At 68.2% G+C, this 26599-nt stretch carries 26 protein-coding genes and 2 pseudogenes; 15 read left to right on the forward strand and 13 right to left on the reverse strand.

Going from position 1 to position 26599, the window contains the following annotated elements; all coding sequences use genetic code 11:
• The first annotated feature begins 61 nt into the window (after positions 1–61).
• The 4 genes from JYA75_RS07260 to JYA75_RS07275 are packed head-to-tail and all read left to right on the forward strand — an operon-like array spanning position 62 to position 4067.
• The gene (locus tag JYA75_RS07260; RefSeq protein WP_239010543.1) at positions 62–904 is read left to right on the forward strand and encodes an alpha/beta hydrolase fold domain-containing protein; all 843 of its coding nucleotides are present in this window, start codon (positions 62–64) and stop codon (positions 902–904) included.
• Positions 901–1698, forward strand: a complete 798-nt coding sequence (locus tag JYA75_RS07265; RefSeq protein WP_185713184.1) for an enoyl-CoA hydratase-related protein — start codon at positions 901–903, stop codon at positions 1696–1698. Before JYA75_RS07260 ends, JYA75_RS07265 begins: the two co-directional genes overlap by 4 nt.
• Positions 1685–2320, forward strand: a complete 636-nt coding sequence (locus JYA75_RS07270) for a 3,4-dihydroxy-2-butanone-4-phosphate synthase (RefSeq protein WP_203329831.1) — start codon at positions 1685–1687, stop codon at positions 2318–2320. The genes JYA75_RS07265 and JYA75_RS07270 overlap by 14 nt, the downstream gene beginning before the upstream one ends.
• A 52-nt stretch (positions 2321–2372) precedes the next feature.
• A complete protein-coding gene (locus tag JYA75_RS07275; protein WP_185713182.1) occupies positions 2373–4067 on the forward strand; it encodes an FAD-dependent oxidoreductase in 1695 nt (564 codons plus the stop codon).
• A gap of 285 nt (positions 4068–4352) precedes the next feature.
• On the opposite strand, the gene JYA75_RS07280 is transcribed toward JYA75_RS07275, so the two are convergent.
• Positions 4353–4985: a ribulose 1,5-bisphosphate carboxylase large subunit gene (locus JYA75_RS07280; protein ID WP_185713181.1), complete on the reverse strand. Its 633-nt coding sequence runs from the start codon at positions 4983–4985 to the stop codon at positions 4353–4355.
• Positions 4986–5296: 311 nt separating this feature from the next.
• On the opposite strand from JYA75_RS07280, the gene JYA75_RS07285 reads away from it, so the two are divergent.
• Positions 5297–5755 carry a hypothetical protein gene (locus tag JYA75_RS07285; protein ID WP_185713180.1) on the forward strand — a complete coding sequence of 153 codons (459 nt, stop codon included), beginning with the start codon at positions 5297–5299 and terminating at the stop codon, positions 5753–5755.
• Positions 5756–5850: 95 nt separating this feature from the next.
• Here JYA75_RS07285 and tnpA read toward each other — a convergent pair whose 3' ends face one another.
• Entirely contained in the window at positions 5851–6321 is a 471-nt protein-coding gene (gene tnpA, locus JYA75_RS07290) for an IS200/IS605 family transposase (protein WP_185713179.1), read from the reverse strand.
• 25 nt (positions 6322–6346) lie between these two features.
• On the opposite strand from tnpA, the gene JYA75_RS07295 reads away from it, so the two are divergent.
• On the forward strand, positions 6347–7540 hold the full coding sequence (locus JYA75_RS07295; protein WP_203329832.1) for an RNA-guided endonuclease TnpB family protein: 1194 nt from the start codon (positions 6347–6349) through the stop codon (positions 7538–7540).
• A 43-nt stretch (positions 7541–7583) separates the two neighbouring features.
• On the opposite strand, the gene JYA75_RS07300 is transcribed toward JYA75_RS07295, so the two are convergent.
• Positions 7584–7898, reverse strand: a complete 315-nt coding sequence (locus JYA75_RS07300; RefSeq protein WP_221776141.1) for a hypothetical protein — start codon at positions 7896–7898, stop codon at positions 7584–7586.
• A 315-nt stretch (positions 7899–8213) separates the two neighbouring features.
• Between JYA75_RS07300 and JYA75_RS07305 the strand changes: the two genes are divergently transcribed.
• The 7 genes from JYA75_RS07305 (at position 8214) to JYA75_RS07335 (ending at position 14326) form a co-directional block, all read left to right on the forward strand.
• The gene (locus tag JYA75_RS07305) at positions 8214–8474 is read left to right on the forward strand and encodes a type II toxin-antitoxin system prevent-host-death family antitoxin (protein ID WP_003934441.1); all 261 of its coding nucleotides are present in this window, start codon (positions 8214–8216) and stop codon (positions 8472–8474) included.
• 2 nt (positions 8475–8476) lie between these two features.
• Positions 8477–8737 (forward strand): Txe/YoeB family addiction module toxin, encoded by a 261-nt coding sequence (locus tag JYA75_RS07310; RefSeq protein WP_054372088.1) that lies wholly within the window; start codon positions 8477–8479, stop codon positions 8735–8737.
• 133 nt (positions 8738–8870) lie between these two features.
• Positions 8871–10490, forward strand: a complete 1620-nt coding sequence (locus JYA75_RS07315) for an alpha/beta fold hydrolase (protein WP_203329833.1) — start codon at positions 8871–8873, stop codon at positions 10488–10490.
• Positions 10491–11238: 748 nt separating this feature from the next.
• Complete coding sequence (locus JYA75_RS07320) at positions 11239–12492, forward strand: hypothetical protein (RefSeq protein WP_203329834.1); 1254 nt, start codon at positions 11239–11241, stop codon at positions 12490–12492.
• Positions 12493–12535: 43 nt separating this feature from the next.
• Entirely contained in the window at positions 12536–13342 is an 807-nt protein-coding gene (locus JYA75_RS07325; RefSeq protein WP_185713174.1) for an acyl-CoA thioesterase domain-containing protein, read from the forward strand.
• Between the two features lie 155 nt (positions 13343–13497).
• Positions 13498–13956 carry an XRE family transcriptional regulator gene (locus JYA75_RS07330; protein ID WP_006939934.1) on the forward strand — a complete coding sequence of 153 codons (459 nt, stop codon included), beginning with the start codon at positions 13498–13500 and terminating at the stop codon, positions 13954–13956.
• Positions 13957–13969: 13 nt separating this feature from the next.
• Positions 13970–14326 carry a HepT-like ribonuclease domain-containing protein gene (locus JYA75_RS07335; RefSeq protein ID WP_006939933.1) on the forward strand — a complete coding sequence of 119 codons (357 nt, stop codon included), beginning with the start codon at positions 13970–13972 and terminating at the stop codon, positions 14324–14326.
• 151 nt (positions 14327–14477) lie between these two features.
• On the opposite strand, the gene JYA75_RS28730 is transcribed toward JYA75_RS07335, so the two are convergent.
• Positions 14478–14705, reverse strand: coding sequence for a hypothetical protein (locus JYA75_RS28730; RefSeq protein ID WP_239010544.1), 228 nt, complete (start codon positions 14703–14705; stop codon positions 14478–14480).
• A gap of 387 nt (positions 14706–15092) precedes the next feature.
• Here JYA75_RS28730 and JYA75_RS07345 point away from each other — a divergent pair.
• Positions 15093–17180, forward strand: a pseudogene (locus JYA75_RS07345) (type I restriction enzyme endonuclease domain-containing protein); the annotation flags it as partial.
• Between the two features lie 115 nt (positions 17181–17295).
• Here the strand turns inward: JYA75_RS07345 and JYA75_RS07350 are convergent.
• Both JYA75_RS07350 and JYA75_RS07355 read right to left on the reverse strand, forming a co-directional pair.
• A complete protein-coding gene (locus tag JYA75_RS07350) occupies positions 17296–17784 on the reverse strand; it encodes a hypothetical protein (protein ID WP_006939926.1) in 489 nt (162 codons plus the stop codon).
• Between the two features lie 138 nt (positions 17785–17922).
• The gene (locus JYA75_RS07355; RefSeq protein WP_203329835.1) at positions 17923–19446 is read right to left on the reverse strand and encodes a serine hydrolase domain-containing protein; all 1524 of its coding nucleotides are present in this window, start codon (positions 19444–19446) and stop codon (positions 17923–17925) included.
• Positions 19447–19645: 199 nt separating this feature from the next.
• On the opposite strand from JYA75_RS07355, the gene JYA75_RS07360 reads away from it, so the two are divergent.
• The gene (locus tag JYA75_RS07360; RefSeq protein ID WP_006939922.1) at positions 19646–21382 is read left to right on the forward strand and encodes a SulP family inorganic anion transporter; all 1737 of its coding nucleotides are present in this window, start codon (positions 19646–19648) and stop codon (positions 21380–21382) included.
• A gap of 73 nt (positions 21383–21455) precedes the next feature.
• On the opposite strand, the gene JYA75_RS07365 is transcribed toward JYA75_RS07360, so the two are convergent.
• From JYA75_RS07365 to JYA75_RS07395, 7 genes and pseudogenes are all read right to left on the reverse strand, one after another.
• On the reverse strand, positions 21456–22286 hold the full coding sequence (locus tag JYA75_RS07365) for an alpha/beta fold hydrolase (protein ID WP_168580216.1): 831 nt from the start codon (positions 22284–22286) through the stop codon (positions 21456–21458).
• A pseudogene (locus JYA75_RS07370) lies at positions 22283–22381 on the reverse strand (dehydratase); the annotation flags it as partial. The pseudogene JYA75_RS07370 and the gene JYA75_RS07365, both read right to left, overlap by 4 nt.
• 78 nt (positions 22382–22459) lie before the next feature.
• Positions 22460–22867 carry a carboxymuconolactone decarboxylase family protein gene (locus JYA75_RS07375; protein ID WP_006939919.1) on the reverse strand — a complete coding sequence of 136 codons (408 nt, stop codon included), beginning with the start codon at positions 22865–22867 and terminating at the stop codon, positions 22460–22462.
• Positions 22864–24444, reverse strand: a complete 1581-nt coding sequence (locus tag JYA75_RS07380; RefSeq protein WP_203329836.1) for a long-chain fatty acid--CoA ligase — start codon at positions 24442–24444, stop codon at positions 22864–22866. Before JYA75_RS07380 ends, JYA75_RS07375 begins: the two co-directional genes overlap by 4 nt.
• A gap of 40 nt (positions 24445–24484) precedes the next feature.
• Complete coding sequence (locus tag JYA75_RS07385) at positions 24485–25132, reverse strand: CoA transferase subunit B (protein ID WP_006939917.1); 648 nt, start codon at positions 25130–25132, stop codon at positions 24485–24487.
• Positions 25129–25893, reverse strand: coding sequence for a CoA transferase subunit A (locus tag JYA75_RS07390; RefSeq protein WP_006939916.1), 765 nt, complete (start codon positions 25891–25893; stop codon positions 25129–25131). Before JYA75_RS07390 ends, JYA75_RS07385 begins: the two co-directional genes overlap by 4 nt.
• A gap of 97 nt (positions 25894–25990) precedes the next feature.
• Positions 25991–26584, reverse strand: coding sequence for an alpha/beta hydrolase (locus JYA75_RS07395; RefSeq protein ID WP_029546440.1), 594 nt, complete (start codon positions 26582–26584; stop codon positions 25991–25993).
• Positions 26585–26599: the final 15 nt, after the last annotated feature.

The raw sequence follows: 26599 nt of genomic DNA on the forward strand, positions 1-26599 counted from the left end.
GGTCGAGAGTGCAGCGGATTCCGACTCCGCTCTGCAGAGGGCGCGGGAGTCTTTTGCCGCCGTGTTCGGGAACGGTCGGTTGTCGCTCGACGAGCTCCGGCGCAATCTCGACACCATGATGCTCGAATCCGAACTCGCCGAGGACATCTCCGTCGAAGAGATCATCGTCGGGGGAGTCGAGTCGCTTCGCGTGACGGCCGGATCGGATATCGACGACAACGTTCTCGTCTGGTTCCACGGCGGGGGATACGTCATGGGCAGTCCGCACGGATACCGGCATGCCGCCGCGGCCCTGTCGCGCGCTCTCGGATCGGCGGTCGTCCTCCCCGATTATCGACTTGCCCCGGAACATCCGTTTCCGGCAGCGCTCGACGATGCCGCTGCAGTAGTCGATGCGCTCGTCTCCGAGTACGGACCGGAACACACTGTCGTCGGTGGTGATTCGGCAGGCGGTGGGCTGACGGTGGCGTCGCTGGTGCATGCCCGTGACCGAGGAGCGGTGCTTCCCGCAGCTGCGGTGGCCGTGTCGCCGTTGGCGGATTTCACCGCGTCGGGAGGCAGCGTCGCCACCAACCGCGACACCGATCCGGTCATCACCGAGCGTTCTCTCGGCATGCTTGCCGCCACCTATCTCCGCGGGCACGACCGGGACCATCCCCTCGCCTCACCGGTGTTCGCCGATCTGTCCGCACTGCCACCGATCCTGCTGCTGGCCAGCGACAGTGAGATCCTGCTCGACGATGCGGTGCGGATCCATCAGCGCGTGCACGCCGCCGGTGGTGACAGCACACTGTCCGTCTACGCGGACACCTGCCACGCATGGACGCTGTTCACCGATTTTCTTCCACGAGCACGTGACGGCGTCGCCGAGATCGCCGATTTCGCCAGGAAGGTTCTGCCATGACCGTCAGCATCACCGACAACGGTTCGGTTCGCCACATCCTGATCGACCGGCCCGAGCGGATGAACGCCGTCGACAAGGATACACTGTACCGGCTGGCCGATGCGATCGACGCCGCCGGCGAGGATCCCGCGGTGCGGGTGATCGTGCTGTCGGGCACCGGCCGGGCCTTCTGTGCAGGTGGCGATCTCGACGTCGACGATCCCCTCTCGATCCAGAACACCGCCGACACCTCCGACGCCGCTGCCCGTTGCATCGCTGCGATCACCCGCGCGCCGCGCACGATTGTCGCGGCGGTACGTGGACCGGCAATCGGTGTGGGTGTCTCGATCGCGCTGGCGGCGGATCTGACCGTCGTCCGCTCCGACACCTACTTCTCGATGCCGTTCACCGCGATCGGTCTCATGCCCGACGGGGGTGCCACGGCTCTGGTCGCTGCGTCTGCGGGTCGTGCCGTCTCGATGCGGATGTCGTTGCTCGCGGAGCGCGTGAGCGCGTCCGAGGCCCTGCGCACCGGCCTGATCGCGGCGGTGTACGAACCGGACGCGTTCGAAGCGGAACTCGATAGGTTGACATCACGACTGAGCGGAATCTCGTGCGAAGCGGTCACGGAGACGAAGCTCGCCGTCAACGGCGCGTGTCTCGGCGAGCTTGACAACGCGTTCTCACGTGAGCGGGACGGCCAGATCCGATTGACGACGAAGGACGAATTCCGGGATGCGGTATCGAAGTTCGCTTCCGGGCGGAAGCGAACAGCGTCCGCGGATCCGGCGAGGAGTGGTCATGTCGATCGCTGAATTCCGTCGGGCATCCCGTCTGGATCCGCGGTGTCCCGCCGGTGCCCGGGTTCGTCGTGCGGCAGCCGACATCTCCGCCGGCAGGATGACGGTCCTGGTAGATCCCACGTGTGGAGAGTCGACTCTCGTCGTCGCAGCCGAGTGTGCGACCACCGAGTCTATGGCATTCATGATCCGCCACACCTCCGGATATGTGAATATTGCCGTACCCGAAGAAGATTGCGAACGGCTTCATCTGCCGCGCATGTGGCCCTTCGACGGATCGGCGAGCTCGATACCTGCCGTGACCGTGGATGCAGTGGAAGGTGTAGGTACCGGTATCTCCGCAGCCGACCGGGCCCACACGATCAGAACCATCGCGGACCCACGTACGGATCGGTCGGCACTGTCCAGACCGGGACATGTGGCCCCCGTCATCGCCCGGAACACCGGTACGGGAACAGCCGAAAAGGTGGTGCAGTTGATGCGCACCGCCGGCATGCGCCCGATGGCTGCCATGTGCGAACTGGTGTCTCCGGTGGACGCGACGAGAATGGCGACCGAGAAGGAGAGCGTCCACTTCGCAACCGATCACGAACTTGCTTTCCTGTCCGTGTTCGACCTGGCCGTGTATTCGCATTGAGTCCTGCGACCCGACCCGTTCGCTCCGGTCGCTTCCGTTTCGAGGAGTCCTCTTGTCCTTCGTCGTGACCCAGCCCTGCTGTAACGATGCTGCCTGTGTCCAGGTGTGTCCTGTCGACTGCATTCGGCCGACGCCGGACGATCCGCAGTTCCGTTCCACGGAGATGCTGTACATCGATCCGAAGTCGTGCATCGATTGCGGCGCGTGCATGGAAGCGTGCCCGGTCGAAGCGATCCACCACGAGGACGAACTTCCCGACGACCAGGTGCGGTACCGCGACATCAATGCGGAGTACTTCGAACGGTATCCCCTCGACTCCTCCGGTGCACCTTACGAGAGGCCGGTACCGATCAAGGTGTCGAAGCCGAACGCACCGTTGCGGGTTGCGGTGGTCGGATCGGGGCCGGCCGGAATTTATGCAGCGGCAGAACTGATGGGACGAATGCCCACCGGCAGCGTCGAGATCGAGATGTTCGAGCGTCTACCTACGCCGTGGGGACTTGTCCGGGCCGGTGTCGCCCCTGACCATCTTGCCACTAAGGCCGTTACCGACGTCTTCCACAGAATTTCGGGGAAGCCGGGCTTCCGTTTCCATCTCAACGTCGAGGTCGGTCGGCATCTCACGCACGACGAGTTGCTCGAATACCATCACGCCGTCATTTATGCCGTCGGCGCACTCGAAGACCGCAAACTCGACATTCCTGGCGCAGATCTATCCGGTAATGAAGCAGCCACAGAGTTCGTAGCCTGGTACAACGGTCATCCGGACTACGCGCACCGAAGATTCGACTTGAGCGGTGAGCGGGCGGTGATCGTCGGAAACGGAAATGTCGCGCTCGATGTCGCCCGCATCCTGGTTACCGATCCCGATGATCTCGTACGGACCGACATGGCAGAACATGCACTCGAAGCCCTTCGGGAAAGTCGGATTCGAGAAGTCGTCGTGCTGGGACGAAGGGGAGCGGCGCAGGCTGCCTATACGACTCCCGAGTTGTTGGCGCTCGGGCGATTATCCGGTGTGGATGTCGTAGTCGATCCGGCCGAACTCGATCTCGGAGACGAGGTGGATGCGGAGTTGCCCTTCGCGACGGGTCTCAAGACCCGGGTCGCGCGAGAGTACGCAGGCATCGTCCCGAACCCCGCACACAAGCGCATCGTCCTTCGGTATCTGACGGCGCCGATCCGCGTCCTTGGGAAGGATCGAGTCGAAGGCGTGGAGGTCGTCCGGAACGAACTGGTCCGGAACGAGCGGGGCGATCTGGAAGCCAGGGCGTCCGAGAGCCGCGAAGTGCTCGAAGCCGGGTTGGTCTTGCGATCGATCGGCTTCCTGGGTAGGTCTGTGCCCGATGTGCCCTTCGACGACAGATCGGGTGTGATCCCCAACGTGGACGGTCGGGTCGTGGATCCGGATACTGCGTCACCCGTTCGTGGGGTCTACACCACAGGCTGGGTCAAGCGAGGGGCGTCCGGTGTGATCGGCACGAACAAGCAGTGTGCGAACGATACCGTGAAGGCCGTGATCGACGACTTCACTACGGGACGCTTGATGCACCCGTCGCTCGAAAGCAGCCGAGAGGCACTCGCCGAGTTCATCCGTGAACGTCGGCCTGACCGTGTCGACAGGAAGCAGTGGCTTGCCATCGACGCGGCGGAACGGGCACGCGGACGAGACGAAGGACGCCCGCGCGTAAAGTTCGTCGATGTCGGCGAAATGCTCGAGGCTGCAAGGGAATCGGTACATCTGTGAGACGCTGAACGCAGTTGTGTGGTACCAGGTGAATCCGCGAGTACGGCGATCCGCCGGATTTGCCGGTGATGTGAATCCTTGCATTGGCACGTCAACAGTCGGCGCTTGTCACACGCTGTGATCCCGACACTGTGCGGTTCGCTGCCGATTCCGTGCGGCTGGCGCAGAAAAGTCACGACCGGCGGCCGAGACCGGGTAGCTGTCAGGTCCGGTGACACTCGGTCAGGATGACCACTCCTCCACTGAGTGGAGCGCGGGACCAGCCGATGAGCGGTGGATCCGGGTTCAGTCGTCGTCGTCGTTCTCCTTGTCCTCGCCGCGACGGCGCAGGAAATTGAACCCCGGCACGCCGACGATCGCCTGCCGCACGTCCTTCGCCACCCCGAGCAGCTCGTGGATCTCCGGGGCGACGGTCTCGAGCGTGCCGAGGATCGGCATCAGAGCCGTCATCCGGTCCGCGAGCTCGGGCAGCTGATCGAGCAGCACGACCGCCGCGTGCACCTCCTCGGCGCTGAGCTCGTCGATGAACTGGCCGGCGAGCGGCGCGGCCCGCGTCGCCATCGGGGCATACGTGTCGAGCAGTTCGCCCGCCGAGTCGGACGTGCGGCCGGCCGACGCCACCACGTCCTGCGCGCGGTGCGCGACGGTCGCCGCCTCGCCGACCACCGCCGAACTGCTGTCGACGACCTCGCCGACCCTCCCGACGGTCGCGCGGGCGTCGGTGACCACGTCGTCGATCCGCGCGACGATCTCGCGGGCCTCGGTGACGACGCCGTCGATACGCCCCACCAGGGCCTCGGTCGTCTCGAGCAGGTTGACGACGCGGCCGGGGACGGACACCGCGAACTCGGCGACCTCCACGGTCCGGTCCAGGACGAGGCGGGCGGCTCCGACGGGCGCGGCGAGAAGCGACATCATGTGCTCATCCTGCCGGACGGAGGTGCCCGGCCCGCGCGGGGACCGGCGACGGTTCTGGGCGCCGACAGTCTCGACGGCATTCCGAGATCGGCGCCGATCGTCGGGGTGTGACACCGCAGTGGCGGACGCCGTATCGTTTTCGTCACCAGGTCTTCGGGCGAGCATCGGCCGTGTCGACCGGAGATCCGGGAGCGCGTCTCCGCAAGTGGCATTCGAACCTGCCGATTCCGAGCCCGGGCCGCTGCGGTCGCGCGACACTGCGGTCGGGGGCAACCCGCGACGCATTTCGCTCGGATCGGGAGGTAGCAGTGATGAATGTCCTCGACAAGACCACGCAGGTAGTCGTCGGCACCGCCGACGCCACCACCCGCGCCGCCGGTGCCGTCGGCGGCGCCGCCCTGGGCGCACTGACAGGCAGCGTGCGCGGCGCCGCCGAAGGAGCTCGCTCCGGTCTCGGCAGTGGAGCCGAGTCGACGACGACGGCAGCGGCAACGATCGTCGTGCTGGGCGCTACCGGACTGGCAACCGGTATTGCCGCCGCGCCCGTGCTGGCCGGACTCGGCGCCACGGCCCTGGCCATCCGGCTGCTCACACCCCGCCCCACCCCGACACCCGGCCCTTCCACGACCGAGCGTGCGCCGGCGCCGGCCTCGGACGCCACCCCGACGAGCCCCGGCGCGGCCCCGACCGCGGCAGCGGCGAAGCCGTCGGCCGGGAAGTCGACGACGGGGGAGCGACCGGCAAAGAAGGCACCGGCACGGAAGCGGTGATCGCCGTCCTGAGTGCACCGCCGTCCTGAGTGCACCGCCGCGGGGACGGCGTCCGGTGCGCTCGGCTACCGGGATGTGGGCCAGTGCGCCGCCGTTCACGGCGGTGGTGAAGGCCCGCGCGGGAAGGCCCGCCAGGGCCGAGCCGTGCCCTGGACGGGACGGTTCTGCTGCTCGATGTACTGGCGCACGATACTCAGCGGCGCACCGCCGACGGACCCGGCGAAGTAGGACCCGGACCACAGTCGTTGCGCGCGCCAGTAGTGCCGGACCAGCTCGGGGAACTCCTGGCGCAGACGACGGGAGGAGACGCCTTTCAGGCTGTTGACCAGCTTCGAGACGGCGACCTTGGGCGGGTAGTGGACCAGCAGGTGTACGTGGTCGGCCTCGCCGTGGAACTCGACCAGCTCGGCCTCGAAGTCCGTGCACACCGCGCGCATGATCTCTTCCATGCGGTTCAGGTGCCGGTCACCGAACACCTGGTGCCGGTACTTCGTGACGAAAACCAAGTGCACATGCAAGAGGAACGTGCAGTGTCTGCCAGTGCGGATGTTGTCGTCATCGCCCATAAACCAATACGGTACCGTGGTCTGTGTGCAGCTCCGGTACGCCTACCGGCTCGACCCGACCCCGGCCCAACGCCGGGTGTCGGCGCGAGTGTTCGGCTGCGCCCGGGTGGTGTTCAACGACGCCATCGCCGCTCGGCGGGCGGCACACGAGGCGGGGGCGCCGTTCCCGACCGACGCGGCGCTGTCGAAGGCGCTGACCGCGGCGAAACGGACCCCGGAACGGGCATGGCCGGCCGAGGTGTCCGCCGTCGTCCTGCAACAGGCCCTCGCCGACGCCTGCGCCGCCTACCGGAACTTCTTCGCCTCCCTCGACGGCACCCGGAAGGGTCGCAAGCTCGGCGCGCCCCGGTTCCGGTCACGGGCGGACCGGGCCCAGTCGATCCGGTTCACCAGGGCCGCCCGGTTCCGGGTGCTCCCGAACGGGCGGCTGCGGCTGCCGGGGGTCGGGGACGTCCCGGTGCGCTGGTCGCGCGACCTGCCCTCGGCGCCGTCGAGCGTGACGGTGACGATGGACGCGGCCGGGCGGTACCACGCCTCGTTCGTCGTCGACGTCCCCGACCAGCCGTTGCCCCTCGTGCCGCACGAGGTGGGGATCGACCTGGGGCTGACACACTTCGCGGTACTGTCGGACGGCACGAAGGTCGACGCCCCCCGCATCGCCCGCAAGGCGCAGGCCAAGCTGCGGACCGCGCAGAAAGAACTCGCCCGGCGGCAGAAGGGCTCGGCCCGCCGGGAGCGTGCGCGCCGAAAGGTGGCGCGCTGCCACGCCCGGGTCGGGAACACCCGCCGGGACTGGCTCCACAAGCTCTCCTCCACGATCGTCCGCGAGAACCAAGCGGTGTACGTGGAGGACCTCGCCGTGTCCGGGCTGGCCCGGACGAGGCTCGCCCGCTCGGTGCACGATGCCGGGTGGTCGACGTTCACGGCGATGATCGAGTACAAGGCACGGCGGCACGGGCGCACCTTCGCCCGGGTCGACCGGTGGTTCCCCTCCACGCGGGCGTGCTCGGTGTGCGGGGCCATCGGGGAGGCCAAGCCCCTGCACGTCCGGTCGTGGACCTGCCCGTGCGGCGCGGTCCACGACCGAGATGTGAACGCCGCGAAGAACATCCTGGCCGCGGGACGCGCGGACAGCCCAACGCTCGTGGAGCCGGTGTCAGCCGGGACCCCGGTCCCGCACCCGGCCGTGAAGCGAGAACCCGCCGGGAGCACCGCATGAGCGGCGCAGACCGGAATCCCCGCCGTTCACGGCGGGGAGGACGTCAAGTCGCAGGGACGACCGCGGTGCCCGGGCTGCCGTCCGTCGCCGCTGCCTGGGCCGGCGAGCCAGGACCTTCGGCGGCGGACTTGGCATGCTCGGTGACCAGGACCTGGCCCACACCGATCGCCACCGCCACGGGCCACTCGATCAGATCCAACGCCACGAGCAGGCCGAGGCCGGCGAAATAGGCGAGTTGTTCGGGCCGGGGAATGCCGAGCCGGCCCACCAGGGGCAGGTGCACCGCGAAGCGTTCGGCGTCGCGGGCCACACCGGCAAGAGTGCGATGGGACTGCCAGAAGGACTGTTCGTCGGCCATGGCTATCTCTTTCGTGAGCTGTGCGTCCTCGGGACGCATCTCCAGGCTTCCATCCTCGATCCTAGGGCTCCCTTTCGGCCGGAGTCGTCGACCATCTGCCGGTTCGGCCGATTTCGCTCGGAGAGGTGGGCTCGCTTCAGACCGCGGCGGACGTAGGGGTGAGCCGTCAGTCGACGTACTGGCCGATCGAGTCGGCGGCGGCAGCGCGAGCAAGCCCCCAATGGTCCGCAACCGATATCGATCAGGGGGATCGAGGGGAACGGGCCAGCCGCCGCGGCTAGAGGTACAATTTTCTGTACAAGGATGGAGGTCGTCATGCGAACTATGAGCTACAGCGAATCGCGCGCCCGGTACGCCGAGGTCTTGGACTCTGTCGTCAACGACCGAGAGGAGATCGTCATTACCCGCTCGGGCCACGAGCCCGTTGTGATCGTCTCCCTGGCGGACTTCGAGTCGCTGCGGGAAACGGCTTACCTGATGCGTTCACCGGCGAACGCTCGACGTCTGCTCGACGCGATGGAACGGCTCGAGGCAGGCGAGGGGCAAGTGCACGAACTGATCGAGGGTGACGACTGACCGTGCGGCTGGTGTGGGACGTCAATGCCTGGGAGGACTACCTGTGGTGGCAGACCCAGGATCGGAAGGTATTGAGACGCATCAACGCATTGGTACAGGACATCCTGCGCAACGGTAACGAAGGAATCGGCAAGCCTGAGCCGTTGAAACATGATTTCGCAGGCTATTGGTCCCGGCGCATTACGGATGAACATCGCCTGGTCTACAAGATCACCGACACAGAGGTCCGCATCGCTGCGTGCCGCTATCACTACGGCCGGTGAGAGGCCTCGGCGAGACTCTCGAACCAGGGATTCGGGCCTGCGAAGCGGCAGCCGTGTTACCGGCGGCTGAGCTGCGATGACGAGGGCCGCTTGTCCCTTGTGAAGCACGGGGAAACCGGCGCACGCTGGACACATGGCAGTCGCACCGAAGGTGGCGGTAGCAGGCGCGGCGGCAGCCGTGGTCTACGGACGCTTCGTGCGCCCGCGGCTCGTGCGGTGGGGCGCCACCGATGAGGAGGTCAGCGGGCCGTTCCCCGGCGCCGATCTGGTGCCCGACGGGGAGAGATCGGGCGCGATGGCCGTCACCATCGACGCGCCGCCGGAACAGGTGTGGCCGTGGCTGGTGCAGATGGGCTGGGACCGCGGCGGCTGGTACTCCTGGGATCACCTGGACAACGCCGGTCGTCCGAGCGCGCGGGAAGTGCACCCGGAATGGCAGGACATCCGGCCCGGCGACCAACTGAAGTACTGGGCGCCCGGGGCGGGACCTCTGGACGCGTACAAGGTCGCGCGGGTCGAGCCGAACCGGTTCCTCGGGCTGTACGGGCTGATCGATCTGCGGGGCGGCACCCTCGACCCCGGTCAGCCGCGCCCGTCCGCCTATCTGGAAGGACTGTGGGGCTTCCAGCTGAAGGAGTTGCCCGGCGGACGCACCCGCCTCGTCGTCAGTGGGTATCAAGCGGGCCGACCGCGATGGGTCGCGCGCCTCGTCTACTCCGGGATCTTTCCGCCGGTCGTGTGGATCATGCAGGCACGCATGCTGGCAGTCCTCAAGCGCAACATCGAAAATAGCTCGCGGGCAACGGGTTCGAACACGGCAACAGGCGAGGTGCGACGACGTCACTCTCGTGGTCTTTCGTCGGTAGCGGTGAAATGGCGCGGCAGCCTGCACCGCGTCCGGCCCGGTCGGGTCCCGATCCGGGACACCTCCCTCTATGTCGATGTGGTCGGGCAGGGACCTCCGTTGGTGGTCATGCACGGCGGACCGTCGGCGGACCTGTGGACGATGCAGGCCTTCCGGCAGTGCGCGGACCGGTTCACCCTGGTGTTCTACGACCACCGTTGCAACGGACGCTCGATCGGGCCACCCGTCGAAACGATGACGTGGGAGAACCTCACTGCGGATGCCGACGCCCTGCGCGAGCGGCTCGGGTTCGAGCGGTGGGCGGTGCTCGGCCACTCGTTCGGCGGGCAGGTCGCGCTCGAGTACGCTCTGCGCTACCCCGAGCGGGTCACGCACCTCGTGCTGCTCGACACGGGCGCCGACAGTCATTGGGAGCGGCAGAACGCGTCCGAGGTACTGATCGCACGCGGCTACGGCCGGGAGAAGGCGGAGCTGGCGCGGCGGTGGTTCAACGGAGAATTCACCCCCCGCGAGTACTTTTCGATCTTCTCGCAGATCGGGGACGCGTACTTCCACGGCTCCGGCCTCGCCATGCTGGCGCGCGAACTGAGCAGCGGGGCGTGGCGCTCGAGGCCGCGGGCGGAGCCGCTGATCTTCGCGGGCCGGCACCTGATGAGGGACTGGACGGTCGTGGATCGGCTCGGTGAGATCACCGCCCCCACGCTCGTCGTGGCCGGGCGCGAGGACTTCGTGTTCCCGCCGCAGTGCCAACTGGAGCTGGCCGCCGGCATTCCCCATGCGCGCCTTCGGATCATCGACCGTGCCGGGCACAACCCGCACGACGAGCAGACCGCCGAGGTTATGGAGGCGGTGACGGACTTCCTCGGTGGCGGGGTTCCCGGCGGATGACGAATGTGCCCAGGATGAGGCACGTTGCGGAAGCGGACGCCCTGCGGGCGGCTGCCCTCGACCGAGCGGAGACCCTGCGGGTCCCTGTGTTCTTCGGCCCCTTCCCCAACGCTGCCCGGTCGCCATACCCCGATAGACCGTCTCGGCCAGCACTTTCGGCCCCACGTCGCGGGCGACGTGCGGCTGTGCTGGACCCGAACGAACGTGTCGACCCGCGCGATCAGGTGCCCCGCCACCAGCTACGGGGACAAAGGTACTGGTGCCCAGTCGGTTTCGAGCACGACGAAGTCGCGCTCGCAGCGTCCGTGCGCTGACGTCGGACCACGGGAGAGTAGCGACGTGGACCGGTGTGTCTCGGTTACCGTTGCGCACACCGGGAACAGCGATGCACGACGAGCCCCTCGAAGCCGAGGGGCTCGTGCGTCAGGACGTCGACCGGGCGCGGCGGTGTGAGATCGGCGCAACGGAACGTGCGCGCGGTTGCGGATACACGCCCCTGCCGGGCGTGTGGATAGACTCCACCCTACGGTGCATGACAGCTCTTTCTGTCGTGTGCCCAGACCCCGGTGCGGTGCTGCAACACCTGCCGGGGTCGACCTGTTTTCAGGCCAATGGAGGGATGGTGGCACGGCCGACGCGTGCCGTCAACTCGAACGCGCGTTCGGATTCTGGGGCGCGCGTGGCGAAATCCGAAGAGAGTCCGGCGCGTCGAGCACGCCCGAGGTGGGACGCCCGGCGATGGTAGGGCGTGGCGTCAATTTTCCGATATGTCCTTCTTGTCGTCGGCGGGTTCACTGCGGGGCTGGTGCTGGCCGCCCCGAGCGTCGACACCTATCCCTTGGCCGACGGGTTGCTGCCCGGCCCGGTGTTCACATCCGACGTTGCTGCCGCCGCAGCCGGGGGGCTCGCGGCGCTGGCCGTGGCGACAGCGATTCGCCGGCGCGTGCTCGCGACCGCCCTGGTCGGCGCGATGGTCGTGGCCGTCGTCGCGCTGCCGGGAGGATGGCGGTTCGACGTGTACGTGGCGACGATCGGCGCGGGCCTGCTGCTCGGCGCGCTCGTCGTGCTGGGCGCCGAGAAGCTGCACACTGCGCTGGCCGGAGCGGTGGTCGCCGGGCTGCTGACGGCCGAGCCGCTCGCGCAGTTCCGGGAGCTGGACTCGGCGCCTCAGCGGTACGCGTCCTATCTCGCAGCGAGCGTTCAGCCGGTCAATGCCGTGTGGCTGTCGCTGGCGATCGTGACTGCCGTCGCGGCGGGGGTGGTGGCGCTGACCGCCGGAAACGACACGGCGCCGGTCGACGCGTCCCGGGCCCGCGGGCGGGAGGTGGCCGTCGGTATCGGTGTGCCGATCCTCGGGGTGGGGCTGTATTGGTCGTTCCACCACGCGCTGTTCGCTCTGGACGACTTCGGGGAGGGTCGGTGGCTGTGGGGTCTGGTGGCGGTGCCGGTGCTCATCGTCGCGGCGCTGTGGCTGCGGGGACGGACGGGGACGGTGCTCCTGGCGACGACGGCGATGGTCGTCGCCGTGGGCGGCGCCGTCTCGTGGTCGCCGGCCGCGTGGCCGGCGCTGCTGATCGCGCCTGCCCTCGTGGCCGTCGGCGCGTGGCTGGGTCGCCGCCGGCCGATGCCCGTGGTGGGCGTGGGGCTGCTCGCGCTCGTCGCGGCTTCCGGGATCTTCGATCGTCCGCCGTGGGACAACGTGAACTTCGCGGCGACGATCCTCGTGGTGCCGTTCGCCGCCGCATACACGATCATCGCGTCACTGCCGTCGACGGCGCCCGTGACCGCCACCTCGCTGGCTCTGCCGTCGGTGCTGGCGTTGCCGCTGGTCGCCCAGTTCGGGTGGACGGCCTACACTCCGCTCACAGACGACGCAGCCGGGTGGAGTCCGGGTGCGTGGACGTGGACGTCGGTGGGCGCGTCGACCGCCGCCATCCTGGCCTGCGGTGCGGCGATGGTGTGGCTACGGCATCGCGGGACGAGCGAGGACATCGGAACCTGACCGGGACGTTCGCTGAGGAAACGAGTGCTGCGAGAATCCGAGCATGCCTGACTCCATGCGCGGATACTTCACCGAATCGGACGGCACGTACCTTCCCACGAAGTACGCCGTCAGCCCCTGGTCGTCGACGATGCTGGCCGGACCGTGCGTGACCGGCCTACTCGCCCGGGAACTCGACAAGGACCACGGTCCCGACGGGTTCGTCCCCGCCCGGCTCACCGTCGACCTGTTCAGGCCGGTGCAGAACGCGCCCGTCCGGTTCGAGACGACCCGCGTGCGAGACGGCAACCGCATCCGCGTCGCCGACGCCTACCTGATCCAGGGCGACGACGTCACCGCCCGCGGGACCGTCGTCTACCTGCGCCCATCCGAGCAGCCGCCGGGCACCGTCTGGACCCGTGACGAGCACCCGACGCCGCCCGCCGAAGCACTCGACGGCCCGGAGGCGGGATTCGCACCCACCTGGTTCGGCAGCGACGCGCACCCCGACGGCTGGTCGCAGGTGCGGGCCGAACACCAGAACGCGAGCCGGAAACGCATGTGGTCCCGGCAGATTCCGGTGATCGTGGGGGAGAAGATGTCGCCGTTCGTGCGGACCGCGGTTGTCGGCGAGGGCACCAGTTTCATGGCCAACTGGAGCGACGAGGGCGTCGGCTTCATCAACGGCGACCTCACCCTGACCCTCTCGCGGCTGCCCGTCGGCACCGAGGTCGGCGTCGAAGCCGACCACCACCTCAGCGCCGACGGCGTCGCGGTGGGTACCTCGGTGCTGTTCGACCGGCTCGGCCCGTTCGGGACGGGCGCCGTCACGTGCCTGGCGAACGCTCGTCGTCAGGTGAACTTCGGTTGAGCGGCACTGTGCCGAGCGCGCAGTTCTCGTGGACGTTGCCCGGCGTGTCGTCACGAGAACTGCACATCCGAGCGAACCCGTGACTCCCCGCGGGGCATGGGCCGCGTCCGGCCCACATCGCTTCAAGCGATAACAAAATCTGTTATCGTGATGTCGTGGCCGTCGGCTTCGGTGACTTCGTTCGCATCAGGCGGGGGATTCTGGGTCTCTCGCAGCGGGAGCTCGCCGAGCGCTCCGGCATCAAGCAGCCTCTGATCGCCGCAATCGAGACCGGACGACGGCAGCCGTCCGAGCCGGCCCGTTCGGCGCTGACGGCAGCCCTGCCCGTTCGCCCCTCCGAGGCTCTGGCAGCCCGACGTGAAGAAGTGCGCGAACTCTTCGCCGAGGCGGGACTGCCGAACCCGAGGGTGTTCGGATCTGTGGCGCGCGGCGACGACGACTTCGCCTCGGATATCGACCTCATCGTGGATTTCAGCGATCGCCACGACATCGTCGACCTCCTCGGGTTGCAGCAAGCATTGGAAGACCTGCTCACCGTGCGGGTCGAGATCGTCGACGGGCGAGCCGGGGGGCGCGTGGGGGACCGGGCCCGGGAGGAAGCCGTGGCGCTGTGACATCGGAGAAGCTGTGACGTCGGAGGAGAATGCGGACGAGCGTGTTCGCCGTCGTTTACAGGACCTTGCCGACTTCGCGGCGGATGCCGCCTACACGGTGGGACTCGGTCTGGATGCCTACCTGGAGGACAGTCCCTACGGGCGCGTGCTGCGGAACAACGGTCGGCACATCCTGATCCAGGTGGCCACGGTCGTCGAGAAGCTGCCGGAGACGTTCAAGTCCGAGTTCCCCGGCGTCGACTGGGTGGCGATCGGACGGATGCGAAACCTGATCGCGCACCACTACGACAAGGTGAACGACCGTCTCGTCTACTCCGCCTTGGCGACCCGGATCCCCGAACTGAGCGCCACGCTGGGGCTGGGGCGCTGAGCTCGGTTCTCCTCCGCTCACCTCGCAGGCTGGACAACGCCGGACATCGACAACCGTCGCTTTCGTTGTCGATGTCCGGAGCAGGTGTGGAGGGACGGGCGTAACGCCCTGAGGCGCGACAGGACGCCGAAGCGTGCGGTTGTCGTCGTCGCTACGGCGCCCCGAACCCGTAGGTGAAACTGCCCGTCGTCCAGTTCATCGTCGCGTGGTACTTGTACCCGCTCATCGTGCCGTCGCCGTTGTCCTCGGTCGCGACGAAGCACTCGAACACCGTCGTCGTCTCGGTGAGGTTGTCGGTGGACCCGCCGTTGACGGGTGAGCAGGTCACCTCGATCACCGGCCCGTCGAACATTCCGTTGTCGATGTGCTTGCTCGCCATCTGCTCCACACTCGACTCGATCTCAGAGACGGATCGCGCGCGGGAGGCGCGCTCGGCGTTGTCGCGCTGCTGCTGCGCCGCCTTCTCGGCGGCCAGGCGTTCCGCTTCGCGCTGTGCAGCTTCCTCTGCCGCCGCGACCTGTGCCGCAACCTGGGCGTCGTGATTGAGCTTCCAGGTGAGCGCCCCACCCCCCCACGGCGAGCAGCAGGACTGCCAGCACGATCAGGAGCGGCTTCTTCCTGATTCGGCGCTTCTTGCCGTCGACGGCGCCGGAACCAGGGAAGTCCAGCCACCGGGTGCCGTCCAGTAACGCTGGCCCCCGTTCGGACCGGGGTACCAGCCGGCGGGTGCGGGCGTCTTGTCGTCCGACATCGTCATGCCCTTCTTGAACTGTCCGGCCGGACAACCGGCGGGATCTACTTCACGACCCTGCAGAAATTCGGGCGCAGCCGTGACGAACGCGAATCCGGCCACAGCCACCCCCTCCTCTCGGCCCGGCGCAACATCATCGTCATCGTCGACGAGGCGCACCGCAGCCACTACGACAACCTCGACGGCTACGCGCGTCACCTGCGCGACGCGCTGCCGCACGCGACCCTCATCGCCTTCACCGGCACGCCCGTCTCGTTCGAGGACCGGGACACCCGGGCGGTGTTCGGCGACTACATCGACGTCTACGACCTCACCCGTGCGGTCGAGGACGGCGCCACCGTCCCGGTCCACTTCGAAAGCCGGCTGGTCAAGGTCGCGTTCGCCGGCGACGTGACCGAGGAGCAGATCGACGCGTCCGCCGACGAACTCACCGTCGGACTCGACGACACCGACCGCGACCGCATCGAGAAGTCCGTCGCGGTCGTCAACGCCGTCTACGGCGCGCCGGCCCGGCTGCACAAGCTCGCCGCCGACCTCGTCGAACACTGGGAGAGTCGCCGCGAGCAGATGGCCAAATTCGTCGGGTCCGACGACAACCCCACCGCGCCCGGCAAGGCCCTGATCGTGTGCGCGACCCGCGAGATCTGCGCCAATCTCTACGACGAGATCGTCGCACTGCGCCCGGATTGGCACTCGGGCGAGATCTCCAGCGGGCGAATCAAAGTCGTCTACTCGGAAACCGCGGCCGATCAGCCGCCGATCGACAGGCATGTGCGCCGCGACTCGGCGAACGCCGCGATCAAGAAGCGGCTCAAGGACATCGACGACGAGCTCGAAATCGTCATCGTCAAGGACATGCTCCTCACCGGCTTCGATGCGCCGCCGCTGCACACTCTCTATCTCGACCGGCCGTTGAAGGGTGCGCTGCTCATGCAGGCCCTCGCCCGGGTCAACCGCACCTTCCGCGGCAAACGCGACGGGCTGCTCGTGGCCTACGCGCCCGTCGCCGACAACCTCGCCGAGGCGCTGGCCGAGTACACGGCGACGGATCAGGAGACCAAACCGCTGGGCCGGCCGATCGAGGAGTCCGTCGACGCCGTCAAGAACCTGCTCACGGTGCTCGTGAACATGCTGCACGGTTTCGACTGGCGGTCGCGCCTCCGGTCCGCCACCGGACCGCGTGGCTATATCGAAGCCGTGCTCGCCACCGTGAACTACCTGCGCGACCCGAAGCTTCCGGAGAACCGGGTGCCGGAAGGGGACGAGACCCTGGCGGCCCGCTTCCGGAAATTCTCCTCCCAACTGTCCCGCGCCTGGGCGATCTGCGGCACTCATCCCGATCTGGGAGGGCTGGCCGCCGACGCGAAGTTCTTCGAGGAAGTCCGCGTCTACATGGCGAAGTTCGACGCCGAGGATCGGCAGGCGCGGGGGCTCGCTGTTCCGGAGGACGTGCGGCGTGCCTTGCGTCAGCTCATGGCCGCCTCGGTCGAATCCGGCGAGGTACTCGACATCTACGACGCCGCCGGCATTCCGCGACCGTCGCTCACCGAACTCAATGCGGAATTCCTGGCACGGGCCGAACATGCGAAGAACCCGAACCTCGCGATCGAGGCGCTCCGCAAGCTCATCAACGAGGAAGCGCGAAAGGTTGCACGGCACAATCTGGTACGTCAGCGAGCGTTCTCACAACGTCTGCAGGAACTGATGAACAAGTACACCAACTCGCAGCTCACCTCCGCGGAGGTGATCGCCGCGCTGGTCGAGGTCGCGCAGGAGGTGCAGGCCGAGGGCGACCGCGGCCGCCGCTTCGATCCGCCGCTGGACTGGCACGAACTCGCCTTCTACGACGCCGTGGCCCAGAACGAATCCGCCGTCACCGAGCAGGGCGACGACGTGCTCGCCCAGATCGCCCGGGAACTCGTCGCTGTCATGCGTCGCGACGTCAGGACCGACTGGCGCGTGCGGGCGGACGTCAAGGCCAAGTTGCGCTCGCAGATCAAGCGGTTGCTCACGCGGTACAAGTACCCGCCGGACCGGCAGGCAGGCGCGATCAAGCTGGTGCTCGAACAGATGGAGGCGATCGCGCCGACGATGGCTGCGTGAGTGTGCACGCGTCTCGCGTGAGGCAGATGCGGGCACGAACCCCCACGTCCCTGCCAATACCGCAGTGGCGAAGTGGCCGCTCGGGGCGAGGCCGTCGGATCACCGCGTCGACCCGTCAGGGTCGTGTGTTCCCCGGATCGATGGGCTGCCCGAGACCGGTGGCACGCCCGGTTCGGTCGCGTTGCAGCTGCCATGTCACCTGGTAGGCCATCCGTCCCACACCACCTTCGCGCACATAGGCTTTCGCGCGCATCACCAGTACGAACGGGCTGCCCTGGATGCCCGTGAACTGGCGTTGTTCCAGGCCGACGACGGCGGAGTCGACCGCGAGGATCGCGCCCGTATCTCGAACGTGCAGGCTCGTCATCGAGGCGCTCACCATCGGCACGGCCACATCCTGGCGGGCGAACGTCTGGATGGTGTCGTCGGCGTAGGGGACGAACGAGAGGATGTCGACATGCTGGCCGCTGTCCTCGGCCGACAGATCGAACATGAGCCATCCGGAATGGATCATCAGCAGACCATTCGTGCCGGCATCGATCATGTAGGGCACTCGGAGGTGTTGGACAGCATCGATGTCGCGCACCCGAAGTCGGACGGTCATGTGTACTCCTGAGGAAGGGGCTGGGGCATTACCACCATCCCGCCGGGGCTTCCGGACGGTAACCCACCCCAGGGCTTCGGTTCGTCCCCCCTGCCCGCCGCCGGGCACTCCGGTCGGTGCGGGCGGACGCCGTGCCGGTCAGGGTGCGGGGGAGTGGCCCCGCCCCCGGGCAACCCGGCGGACGAGCAGCGTCGCGGCGGCGACGGCGCCCGCTCCCTCGGTCCACAACCTCGGGTTCGTCGCCGGCGTCCGCTTCCGGGCGGACAGCGGCATCAGCTCGAAGTGCACGGACATGTCGTCCGTTCCGGGCTCGCGCCCGAACACGACCCGGCTGGAGCCCAGCCCGTCGCCGAGGTCGAACCGGAACGCGTACGGATCGGCCGGGTCGTCGGGGTGCAGCGGCAGGCCCCGGTACAGCGGAGGCAGCGGGGTCAGGAACCGGAGCAGGAGTTCGCCGCGACGGACGAAGACCTCGACGCCGGCGCCGATCATGGCCCGGACGCGGGTGTCCGTGAGCCGGCCGGGTAGGTAGTACCACCCGCAGATCTCGGACCAGACCTCGGGGCGCTGCGGAACGTCGGTGCGGATCTTCTCGCCCGGAACGCCGAGCACGGACCCGAGCAGCGTCCCGGTTTCCACCGGCAGCCACATCACGGCCCGGTGCGCTCCGTTGGTGAAGGCGAGGATCCCGACGCCGTCGCCCGGGGCGACGGTGATCTGCGAGTTGAAGCCGGGCAGAATGCCCTGGTGCTCGGCCACGTGGTGGCCGCCCACGTCGCCGCGGAAGAAGGTCAGGCCGACGCCGGGCAGCCGCGGATCGGCCTGGTACTGGGGCGCGAACATGGTGGCGAGCGTCGCGGGTTCGAGCACCGATCCGTGCTCATTGGCGCCGCCGCCCAGCAGCGCCGCGACGTAGCGGGCCATGTCCGTGGGTGTCGAGTACGCCGCGCCGGCTCCCGCCGTCACCGGTTCCCGCTCGGGGACCGCCCTCGGGCCGCTCGAGCGCAGGGTGTAGCCGGTCGCGATCCGTGCGGCGTCCAGGTCGGCCCGGACGAGGCTGGTGCTCGTCATGCCGAGGGGTTCGAAGACGTGCTCGCGCAGGTAGCGGTGCAGCGGCTGCCCGGTCATGTCCTCGACCATCTGGCCGAGCGTCGCGTGCGAGTGGTTCCCGTACCGGAACCTGGTGCCGGGCTCCGCGTCGATGCGCAGTCTTCCTCGGTAGTGCTCGCCCAGGGATCGTGGCCGTCCGGGCTCGATGTTCTCCCCGAAATTCGGTCGGAGCGCGCCGGACGCCGGCGCCACCTCGCCGAGTCCCGCGGTGTGGGTCAGCAGGTGGCGCACCGTCGCGGGCCGCCAGCCGGACCGCGCGGGGACCAGCCGGAAGGCGCGCAGATAGTCGGCGGCGGGCGCATCGAGGTCGACGAGTCCCCGTTCCCACAGCTGCATGACCGCGATCGCCGTGAACGTCTTGGTGATCGATGCGATCCGGAAGATCGTGTCCTCGGTGACGGGTCTGTTCGACGGGATGTCCGCGACGCCGTGCCCGTGGAAGAACTCCAGCGTTCCGTCGCGGACCACGCCGACCGCCAGGCCGACGGCGGGCCGGCGGTTGAGGGTCTCGTCGACGGCGGCCCGCAGCTCGGGCCTCTCGATCTCGGACATGGCTCCCCCTCGGGCGTCCCGGCTCGAATCGATCGTAGGTGGGTTGCTCGCGTCGCGCCCGAAAGTGCGGTCCGCGCGGGCAAGAACACGCGCGAGAGAACACCGATGGGCGCGGGTGTTCCGGGCCGACGCAGCAACCGGTGCGTGTGTTGCCCACAATCGGCGTTTCCGACTGGGCCTGCGGTGCCATACTCTCTGAATGTCCTTCAGCCGAGCCCTGGCTGGGCTGCCCGGTGTCGTGACGGTACGCCGTTACCGCCGCGAATGGTTGCGCTCGGATGTGACGGCCGGGCTCGTTCTGACCGCACTGCTCATTCCTGCCGGCATGGGCTACGCCGAAGCCGCCGGGCTGCCCGCGTACGCGGGCCTGTACGCGACCATCGTGCCGTTGCTCGCGTACGCCGTCGTGGGACCGTCCAAGATTCTCGTTCTGGGACCGGACTCGTCGCTGGCGCCGCTGATCGCTGCGGCGGTGTTGCCGCTGACCGTGGCCGCGGACCCGGAAAGCGCACTGGTCCTGGCGGGCGTCCTGGCGGTGCTGGTCGGCGTGATCATGATCCTCGGAGGGTTGCTGCGGCTCGGGTTCGTCACCGAGTTGTTGTCCAAGCCGTTGCGCCTGGGCTATCTCAACGCGATCGCGCTCATCGTGATCGTCGGGCAGCTGCCGAAGCTGCTGGGCTTCTCGGTCGACGCCTCGGGCCTTCTCGACGAGCTCGCCGGGATCGTCGGGGCGGTGCTGGACGGGGACGTCGACCCGACGACGGCGCTCGTGGGCGGTGTGTCGCTGGCGGTGATCATCGGGCTCAAGGTGCTGCATTCCAAGGTTCCGGGTGTTCTGGTCGCGGTCGGGGGAGCCATGGTCGTCGCCTTCGCGATCGACCTCACCGACGACATCGACATGGTCGGCGCCCTGCCACGCGGTATGCCCCTCCCGTCGTTCGGCGGGGTGAGCTGGGATGAGGTGGCCGCGCTCGTGGGGCCGGCGGCGGGTATCGCGTTGATCGCCTTCGCCGACTCCGGCGTGCTGTCGCGCACCTTCGCAGCCCGGCGGGGCGAGAACGTCGACGGCAGTACGGAGATGAAGGCGATCGGAGTCGCGAACGTGGCCAGCGGGGTGTTCGGTGGGTTCCCGATCTCGGCCAGCGGTTCCCGTACCCCGGTGGCAGAGGAGAGCGGAGCCCGCACCCAGCTGGCCGGAGTCGTCGGAGCCACAGCGGTGCTGTTGTTCGTTCTGCTCGCACCCGGAGTGACGGCGTATCTCCCCCAGGCCACGCTGGGGGCGGTGGTGATCGTCGCGGCGTGGGCGCTGGTCGACGTGCCCGGTGTGGTGCGGATGTGGCGGATGAGCCGCGTCGAAGCGGGTCTGGCCGCTGCAGCGTTCGTCGGCGTCGCCTTGGTGGGGGTCTTGCAGGGCATCCTGGTGGCGATCGGATTGTCCTTCGTGGCAGTGGTTGTGCGGGTATGGCAGCCCTATCGGACGGAGCTGGTCGCCCTTCCGGACCGGGACGGGTTCCACGACATCACCCGGCACCCCGAGGGCCGGCGCATCCCGGGTCTGGTCCTCGTTCGATTCGATGCTCCGTTGTTCTTCGCCAACGGGGAGATATTCGACAGCTACGTCCGTTCATTGGTGAACGACTCGGCGTCTCCCGTCGAATGGGTCGTCGTCGCCGCCGAGCCGATCATCGGATTGGACACCACAGCCGTCGACGAAGTGGTCGACCTCGACCGGTATCTGGAGAGCCAGCACGTCAGGCTCGTCTTCGCAGAGATGAAAGGCCCCGTCAAGGATCGGCTCGTGCGCTTCGGCGTGGGTGACCGATTCGATACGTCGCGGTTCTATCCGACGATCGAAGCTGCGGTGAGCGCCTTCGAGCAACGGCGTCGGCGCCACGGCGACGACCGGCCCGAGGGCGACGGCCCGGAAACCTCGTGACGTACCGCGGATCGGTCCGACGAGCGAAGTGCGGCACGTGCCTCCTCGTCGGACCGTCGCGGCGCAGAAGCCGTCATCCGGTCGCGAGAAACGCATCGATGACCGGCACGACCTCGCCGGCTCCGGTGAGCACGTCGATGTGCCCCCCGGAGTGCATATGCAGGGTGGCATGGGGAAGCAGCCGGTGCATGATGCGGGCATTGACGGCGGGAACGATCGGGTCGTCGGTGCCGGCGACCACGAGGACCGGTTGCCGGATCAGCGGCAGCATCGGCAGGCTCGTCCACAGGGCCCCGGCGAGCAGTTGCTGCAGATATCCGGTTCGCGACGTCGTGCGGGGCTGCCTGCCGAGCAGGCCGGCGACCGCGCCGGCGTTCGGGCGGGCGGTACCGCCGTACAGTTCCGCGACGTTCGCCGCGGCCCAGGCGGCGTCGTCGAATCGCCGGCGGGTGAGCATCTTCGCCAAGGTGCGCGGACTGCCCGGGACGGACACTGCCCCGGTGCTGGTGGCGACGAGCACGAGACGCCGGCAGCGGCGCGGATTCTGCAGGGCGAACTGCTGAGCCAGCGCGCCGCCCCACGAGTATCCGACGACGTCGACGACCCGGAGACCGAGGGCGTCGAGGACCCGGCCCACGACCCATGCCAGATACGGGAAGCCGTACGGCACCAGCGACGACGGCGACCCACCGGCGCCGGGTACGTCGAAGCGCACGATCGTCGCCCCCGCGTTCCAGGACTCCACGATCGGACCGAGGATTTCCAATCCGGCGCCGAGACCGTTGCACAACACCACAGGAACTCCGCTCCCGTGGCGCACGCTGACCCGGATCCGGTGGCAGCCGACGCGGACGATCCGCTCCTCGAACCGGGTGTGGTGATCGAGCACGTTTCCGGCGGTCACGTGTAGAGCACAACCATCTCGGCGATACACACCGGTCGTGTCCCACCTTCGATCTCCCAGTTGATCTCGAAGACCACCTCGAGACCTGCCGGCTTGTGCTGAAGTCGAAGCGTCATGATTGTTCCTCGAGATGTGGGGCGTTCTGCCCGGGGGAGCGCGGGAGCGGCGTTGTGTCAGGCGTGCCCGGCACGGTCCGATTCGGGCACCCGACCCTGGGAGGACAGTTCCTCGAGGAGGAGTGGCACGCCGATGTTCAGCGAGTGGATGCCGATGGTGGTCGCGAGCTTCAGGACTTCGACGATCTCGCGGGCGGTGACGCCCAGATCGAGTGCGGCTCGTATGTGTCGCCGCAGCCCGGGAGCGTACATGTGGGTGCAGGAGGCATCGACGGCGATGCACAGCAACTGGACGACCTGCGGTGAGAGCACGCCGCTCTGGTACGGCTGCATCGTCGCCGTCAGGTAATGCTCGGTCCATTCGGGATCGAGTTCCTCGATCCCGTCCCACAGCGGGTTCCAGGTGCCCTCCGCCTTCATGCGGTCGACGATGGAAGGAGCCGCACCGGGCGTGTGGGCGGTCATCGGCCGCGAACCTGGTCGACGACGGCCGAGACCAGCTCGCGCTTGAGGATCTTTCCGGTGGCGGTCATGGGCAGGGCCGTGGTGAATTCGACGGACCGGGGGTACTTGTAGCCGGCCATCTGGTCCTTGCACCAGTCGATCAGCTCCGTCTCGGTGATCCGTGCACCCGGTTCGAGGATGACGAATGCCTTGACTTCTTCGCCGTGCCGTTCGTCCGGGACGCCCACGACGGCTGCGAGCGAGACCGCGGCGTGCGTCATCAGTACTTCCTCGATCTCTCGGGGGTAGACGTTGAATCCGCCGCGGACGATGAGATCCTTGGCCCGGTCGACGATGTAGTAGAAGCCGTCCTCGTCGCGCCGTGCGAGATCGCCTGTGCGGAACCAGCCGTCGCGCATCACCTCGGCGGTGGCGTCGGGCCGGCCGAGGTAGCCCTTCATCACGTTGTGGCCGCGGAGTGCGAGCTCCCCGACCTGGTCGTCGCCGAGAACGGGGTTCCAGTGCTCGTCGACGAGCTTGGCCTCGATGCCCCAGACCGGAACACCGATCGAGCCGGGGCGGGGGTCGCGTTCGGGGTCGCTGAAGACCGCCAGCGGCGAGGTTTCGGACAGACCGTAGCCCTCGAGAATCCGCACGCCGAAGCGGCGTTCGAACTGGGCGTGGATCTCCACGGGCAGCGCGGCGCCACCGGAGATCGCGCGCCGCAGGGAGCGGGAGATGCGGTCGACGTCGACGGTGTCGTCGACCGCGCCGAGCAGAGCCCAGTACATGGTCGGCACCCCGGCGAAGACGGTGATGTCCTCGCCGACCATGAGCTCGAGCGCCGCCTTCGCGTCGAACCGCGGCAGGAGCACGAGGGTGGCGCCGACCGACAGGCCGGCATTCATCGTCACGGTCTGGCCGAAGGAATGGAACAGTGGCAGGGTGAGCAGGTAGGTGTCCGGGCGCAGCGAGGTGCTGTCGAACAACCGGTTGGCGGTCAGGGCATTGAGCAGCATGTTCGCGTGCGTCAGTTCCGCGCCCTTCGGCCGGCCGGTGGTGCCGCTGGTGTAGAGGATCACCGCGGTATCGCCGGGCTCGCGAACGACGGTGTCGAATGTGTCCGGACGGGCCTCGACGGCCCGGGCGAGGGTGTCGACGCCGGGGATCGGCGACGACGTGTCCGGGTCCGCGGTGAGGAGAATCATCTCGCGGCATCCGGAGGCGTTGTCGAATCCGGCACGGCCGTATTCGCCCATGGGCAGGTCGTCGGTGCCCTCGAAGCAGAAGTAGAGGGCGGCACCGGAATCGTCGAGATGGTAGGTGATCTCGCGCGGCTTGAGCAGGATGTTCAACGGCACGACGATCGCGCCGGCCTTGAGGATCCCGTAGTAGACGGCGGGGAACTGCGGGATGTTCGGGCACGAGAGCGCGACCTTGTCGCCGGGGCCGATGCCCCGGGCGGCGAGCAGGTTCGCCACCTGGTTGGCCAGGGCGTCGAGGTGGGCGTAGGTGAGGCGTTCCGTGCCGAAGACCAGTGCGACGCGATCGGGGTAGCGACGGACGGAGTCTTCCAGTAGTACGGAGAGATTGAGCACGAGAGTGTGTCCTGTCGTTGTGACGAGGGAGACGGTGGAGTCAGCCCAGGGGTGCGTCGGTGGCGGCGCGGACCTGCTCGGCGGTGACGCCGGGTGCGCACTCGACCAGCACCAGTCCGGTGTCGGTGACGTCGAGGACGGCGAGGTCGGTGATGATCCGCTGCACCACGGCCTCCCCGGTGAGCGGCAGGGTGCACCGCTCGACAATCTTCGATGCGCCGGTCTTGTCGGTGTGCTCCATCAGCACGATGACCGTGCGGGCGCCGTGGACGAGGTCCATCGCCCCGCCCATGCCCTTGACCATCTTGCCCGGCACCATCCAGTTCGCCAGATCCCCGGTGGCGGAGACCTGCATCCCACCGAGCACCGCGGTGTCGATGTGCCCGCCGCGGATCATCCCGAACGAGATGGCCGAGTCGAAGAACGCCGCACCGGGGTGGACGGTGACCGTTTCCTTGCCGGCGTTGATCAGGTCCGGATCGACGGCGTCCTCGGTCGGGTAGGGGCCCGTCCCCAGGATCCCGTTCTCCGAATGCAGCGTGACCCGCACGCCCTCGGGTAGGAAGTTCGGAATCAGCGTCGGCAGCCCGATGCCGAGATTGACGTACTGCCCCGGCGTGAGTTCCTGCGCGGCGCGGGCCGCCATCTCGGTACGTGACCAGCCGAGGGTGTCGATCACTGCGGTCATGCTCGGGCCTCCTTGGCGGCGCGCACGGTGCGCTTCTCGATCTGCTTGTCCTGCATTCCGGTGTGCACGATGCGGTCGACGAAGATTCCCGGAAGGTGCACCTGGTCCGGGTCGATCTCGCCGGGTTCGACGAGCTGTTCGACCTGGGCGATGCAGATCTTCCCGGCCATCGCGGCCAGCGGGTTGAAGTTCATCGCGGCCTTGTTGAACACCAGGTTGCCCTCGGTGTCGCCGCGCAGCGCATGTACCAGGGCGAAGTCCGCGGTGATCGATTCTTCGAGCACGTACCGCCTGCCGCGGAACTCGCGGATCTCCTTCGGCGGCGACGCGAGTGCGACGGATCCGTCCGCGTGGTAGCGCCACGGCAGCCCGCCCTGCGAGACGGGGGTGCCGACCCCGGCGGGAGTGAAGAACGCCGGGATGCCGGCGCCGCCGGCACGCATCTTCTCCGCCAGGGTGCCCTGCGGGGTCAGCTCCACCTCGAGTTCACCGGAGAGGTACTGACGGGCGAACTCCTTGTTCTCCCCCACATAGGAGGCGGTGACGCGGCGGATCCGCTTGTCGCCGAGCAGGATTCCCAGCCCGTGCCCGTCGACGCCGCAGTTGTTGGAGAACACCTCGAAATCGGTGCCCTTCCCCTCCGCGAGCGCCGCGATCAGCTCGTCCGGGATGCCTGACAGGCCGAAACCTCCGACCGCGAGCGAGGCACCGGACGGGATGTCGGCGACGGCCTCGGCCGCAGTTGTGTAGATCTTGCTCAATTTCTTTCTCCGTACTGGCGCAGGACGCGCGATGCAGGGGGCGTGTGGCTGGCGTGAGGGGCGGGCCGGCGGCCTCGAGTCGTGGCCCGCCCCGGAATCAGCACCGCGCTGCGGCGGATGCTGCGGTGTGCTCGATCAGTTCCTGCAGCAGCTCCTCGGCGCGCGGCCAATATCCGTAGCCGGCGGCGGGATTCAGGTGCCCGACGTTGCCGAGGTCGACCAGCCGGCTGCCCCACAGCTCGGCCATGCCGGTCACACGGCGGTAGCAGGCGAGTGGATCGTTGCGGCTTGCTGCGACGACACTCGGGAACGGCAGCCTCCGGCGAGGGATGGGGTTCCAGCCGCCACGGTCGAGGTCTTCGCCGGAGGGGTAGCCGGCGGGCAGCGGCAACTCCAGGTCCGCCGGGGTCGCCAGGAGGGCGCCCTGGATCGGCCGGGTGGGGTTCTGGGCCCAGTGGACTGTGGTCATGACTCCGGCGCTGTGGGCGACGAGCACGACCGGGCCGGAGATGTCGTTCAGGACGGTGTCGAGAGCGGCGACGCGGGCGGCACGGTCGAGCTTGTCGTGCTCGAGCGGGGGCACGGTGCGCGCGTCGTCGAGGCGTTCGGCGAGCAGGGTCTGCCAGTGGTCCGCGACGTGGTCTCGCAGACCCGGCACTATCACCACGGTCGGAGAGGTGGGGCTGTTCAAGATCGGCTCCAGGAG

The sequence above is a fragment of the Rhodococcus sp. PSBB066 genome (genome assembly GCF_017068255.1).
GTDB lineage: Bacteria > Actinomycetota > Actinomycetes > Mycobacteriales > Mycobacteriaceae > Rhodococcus > Rhodococcus aetherivorans.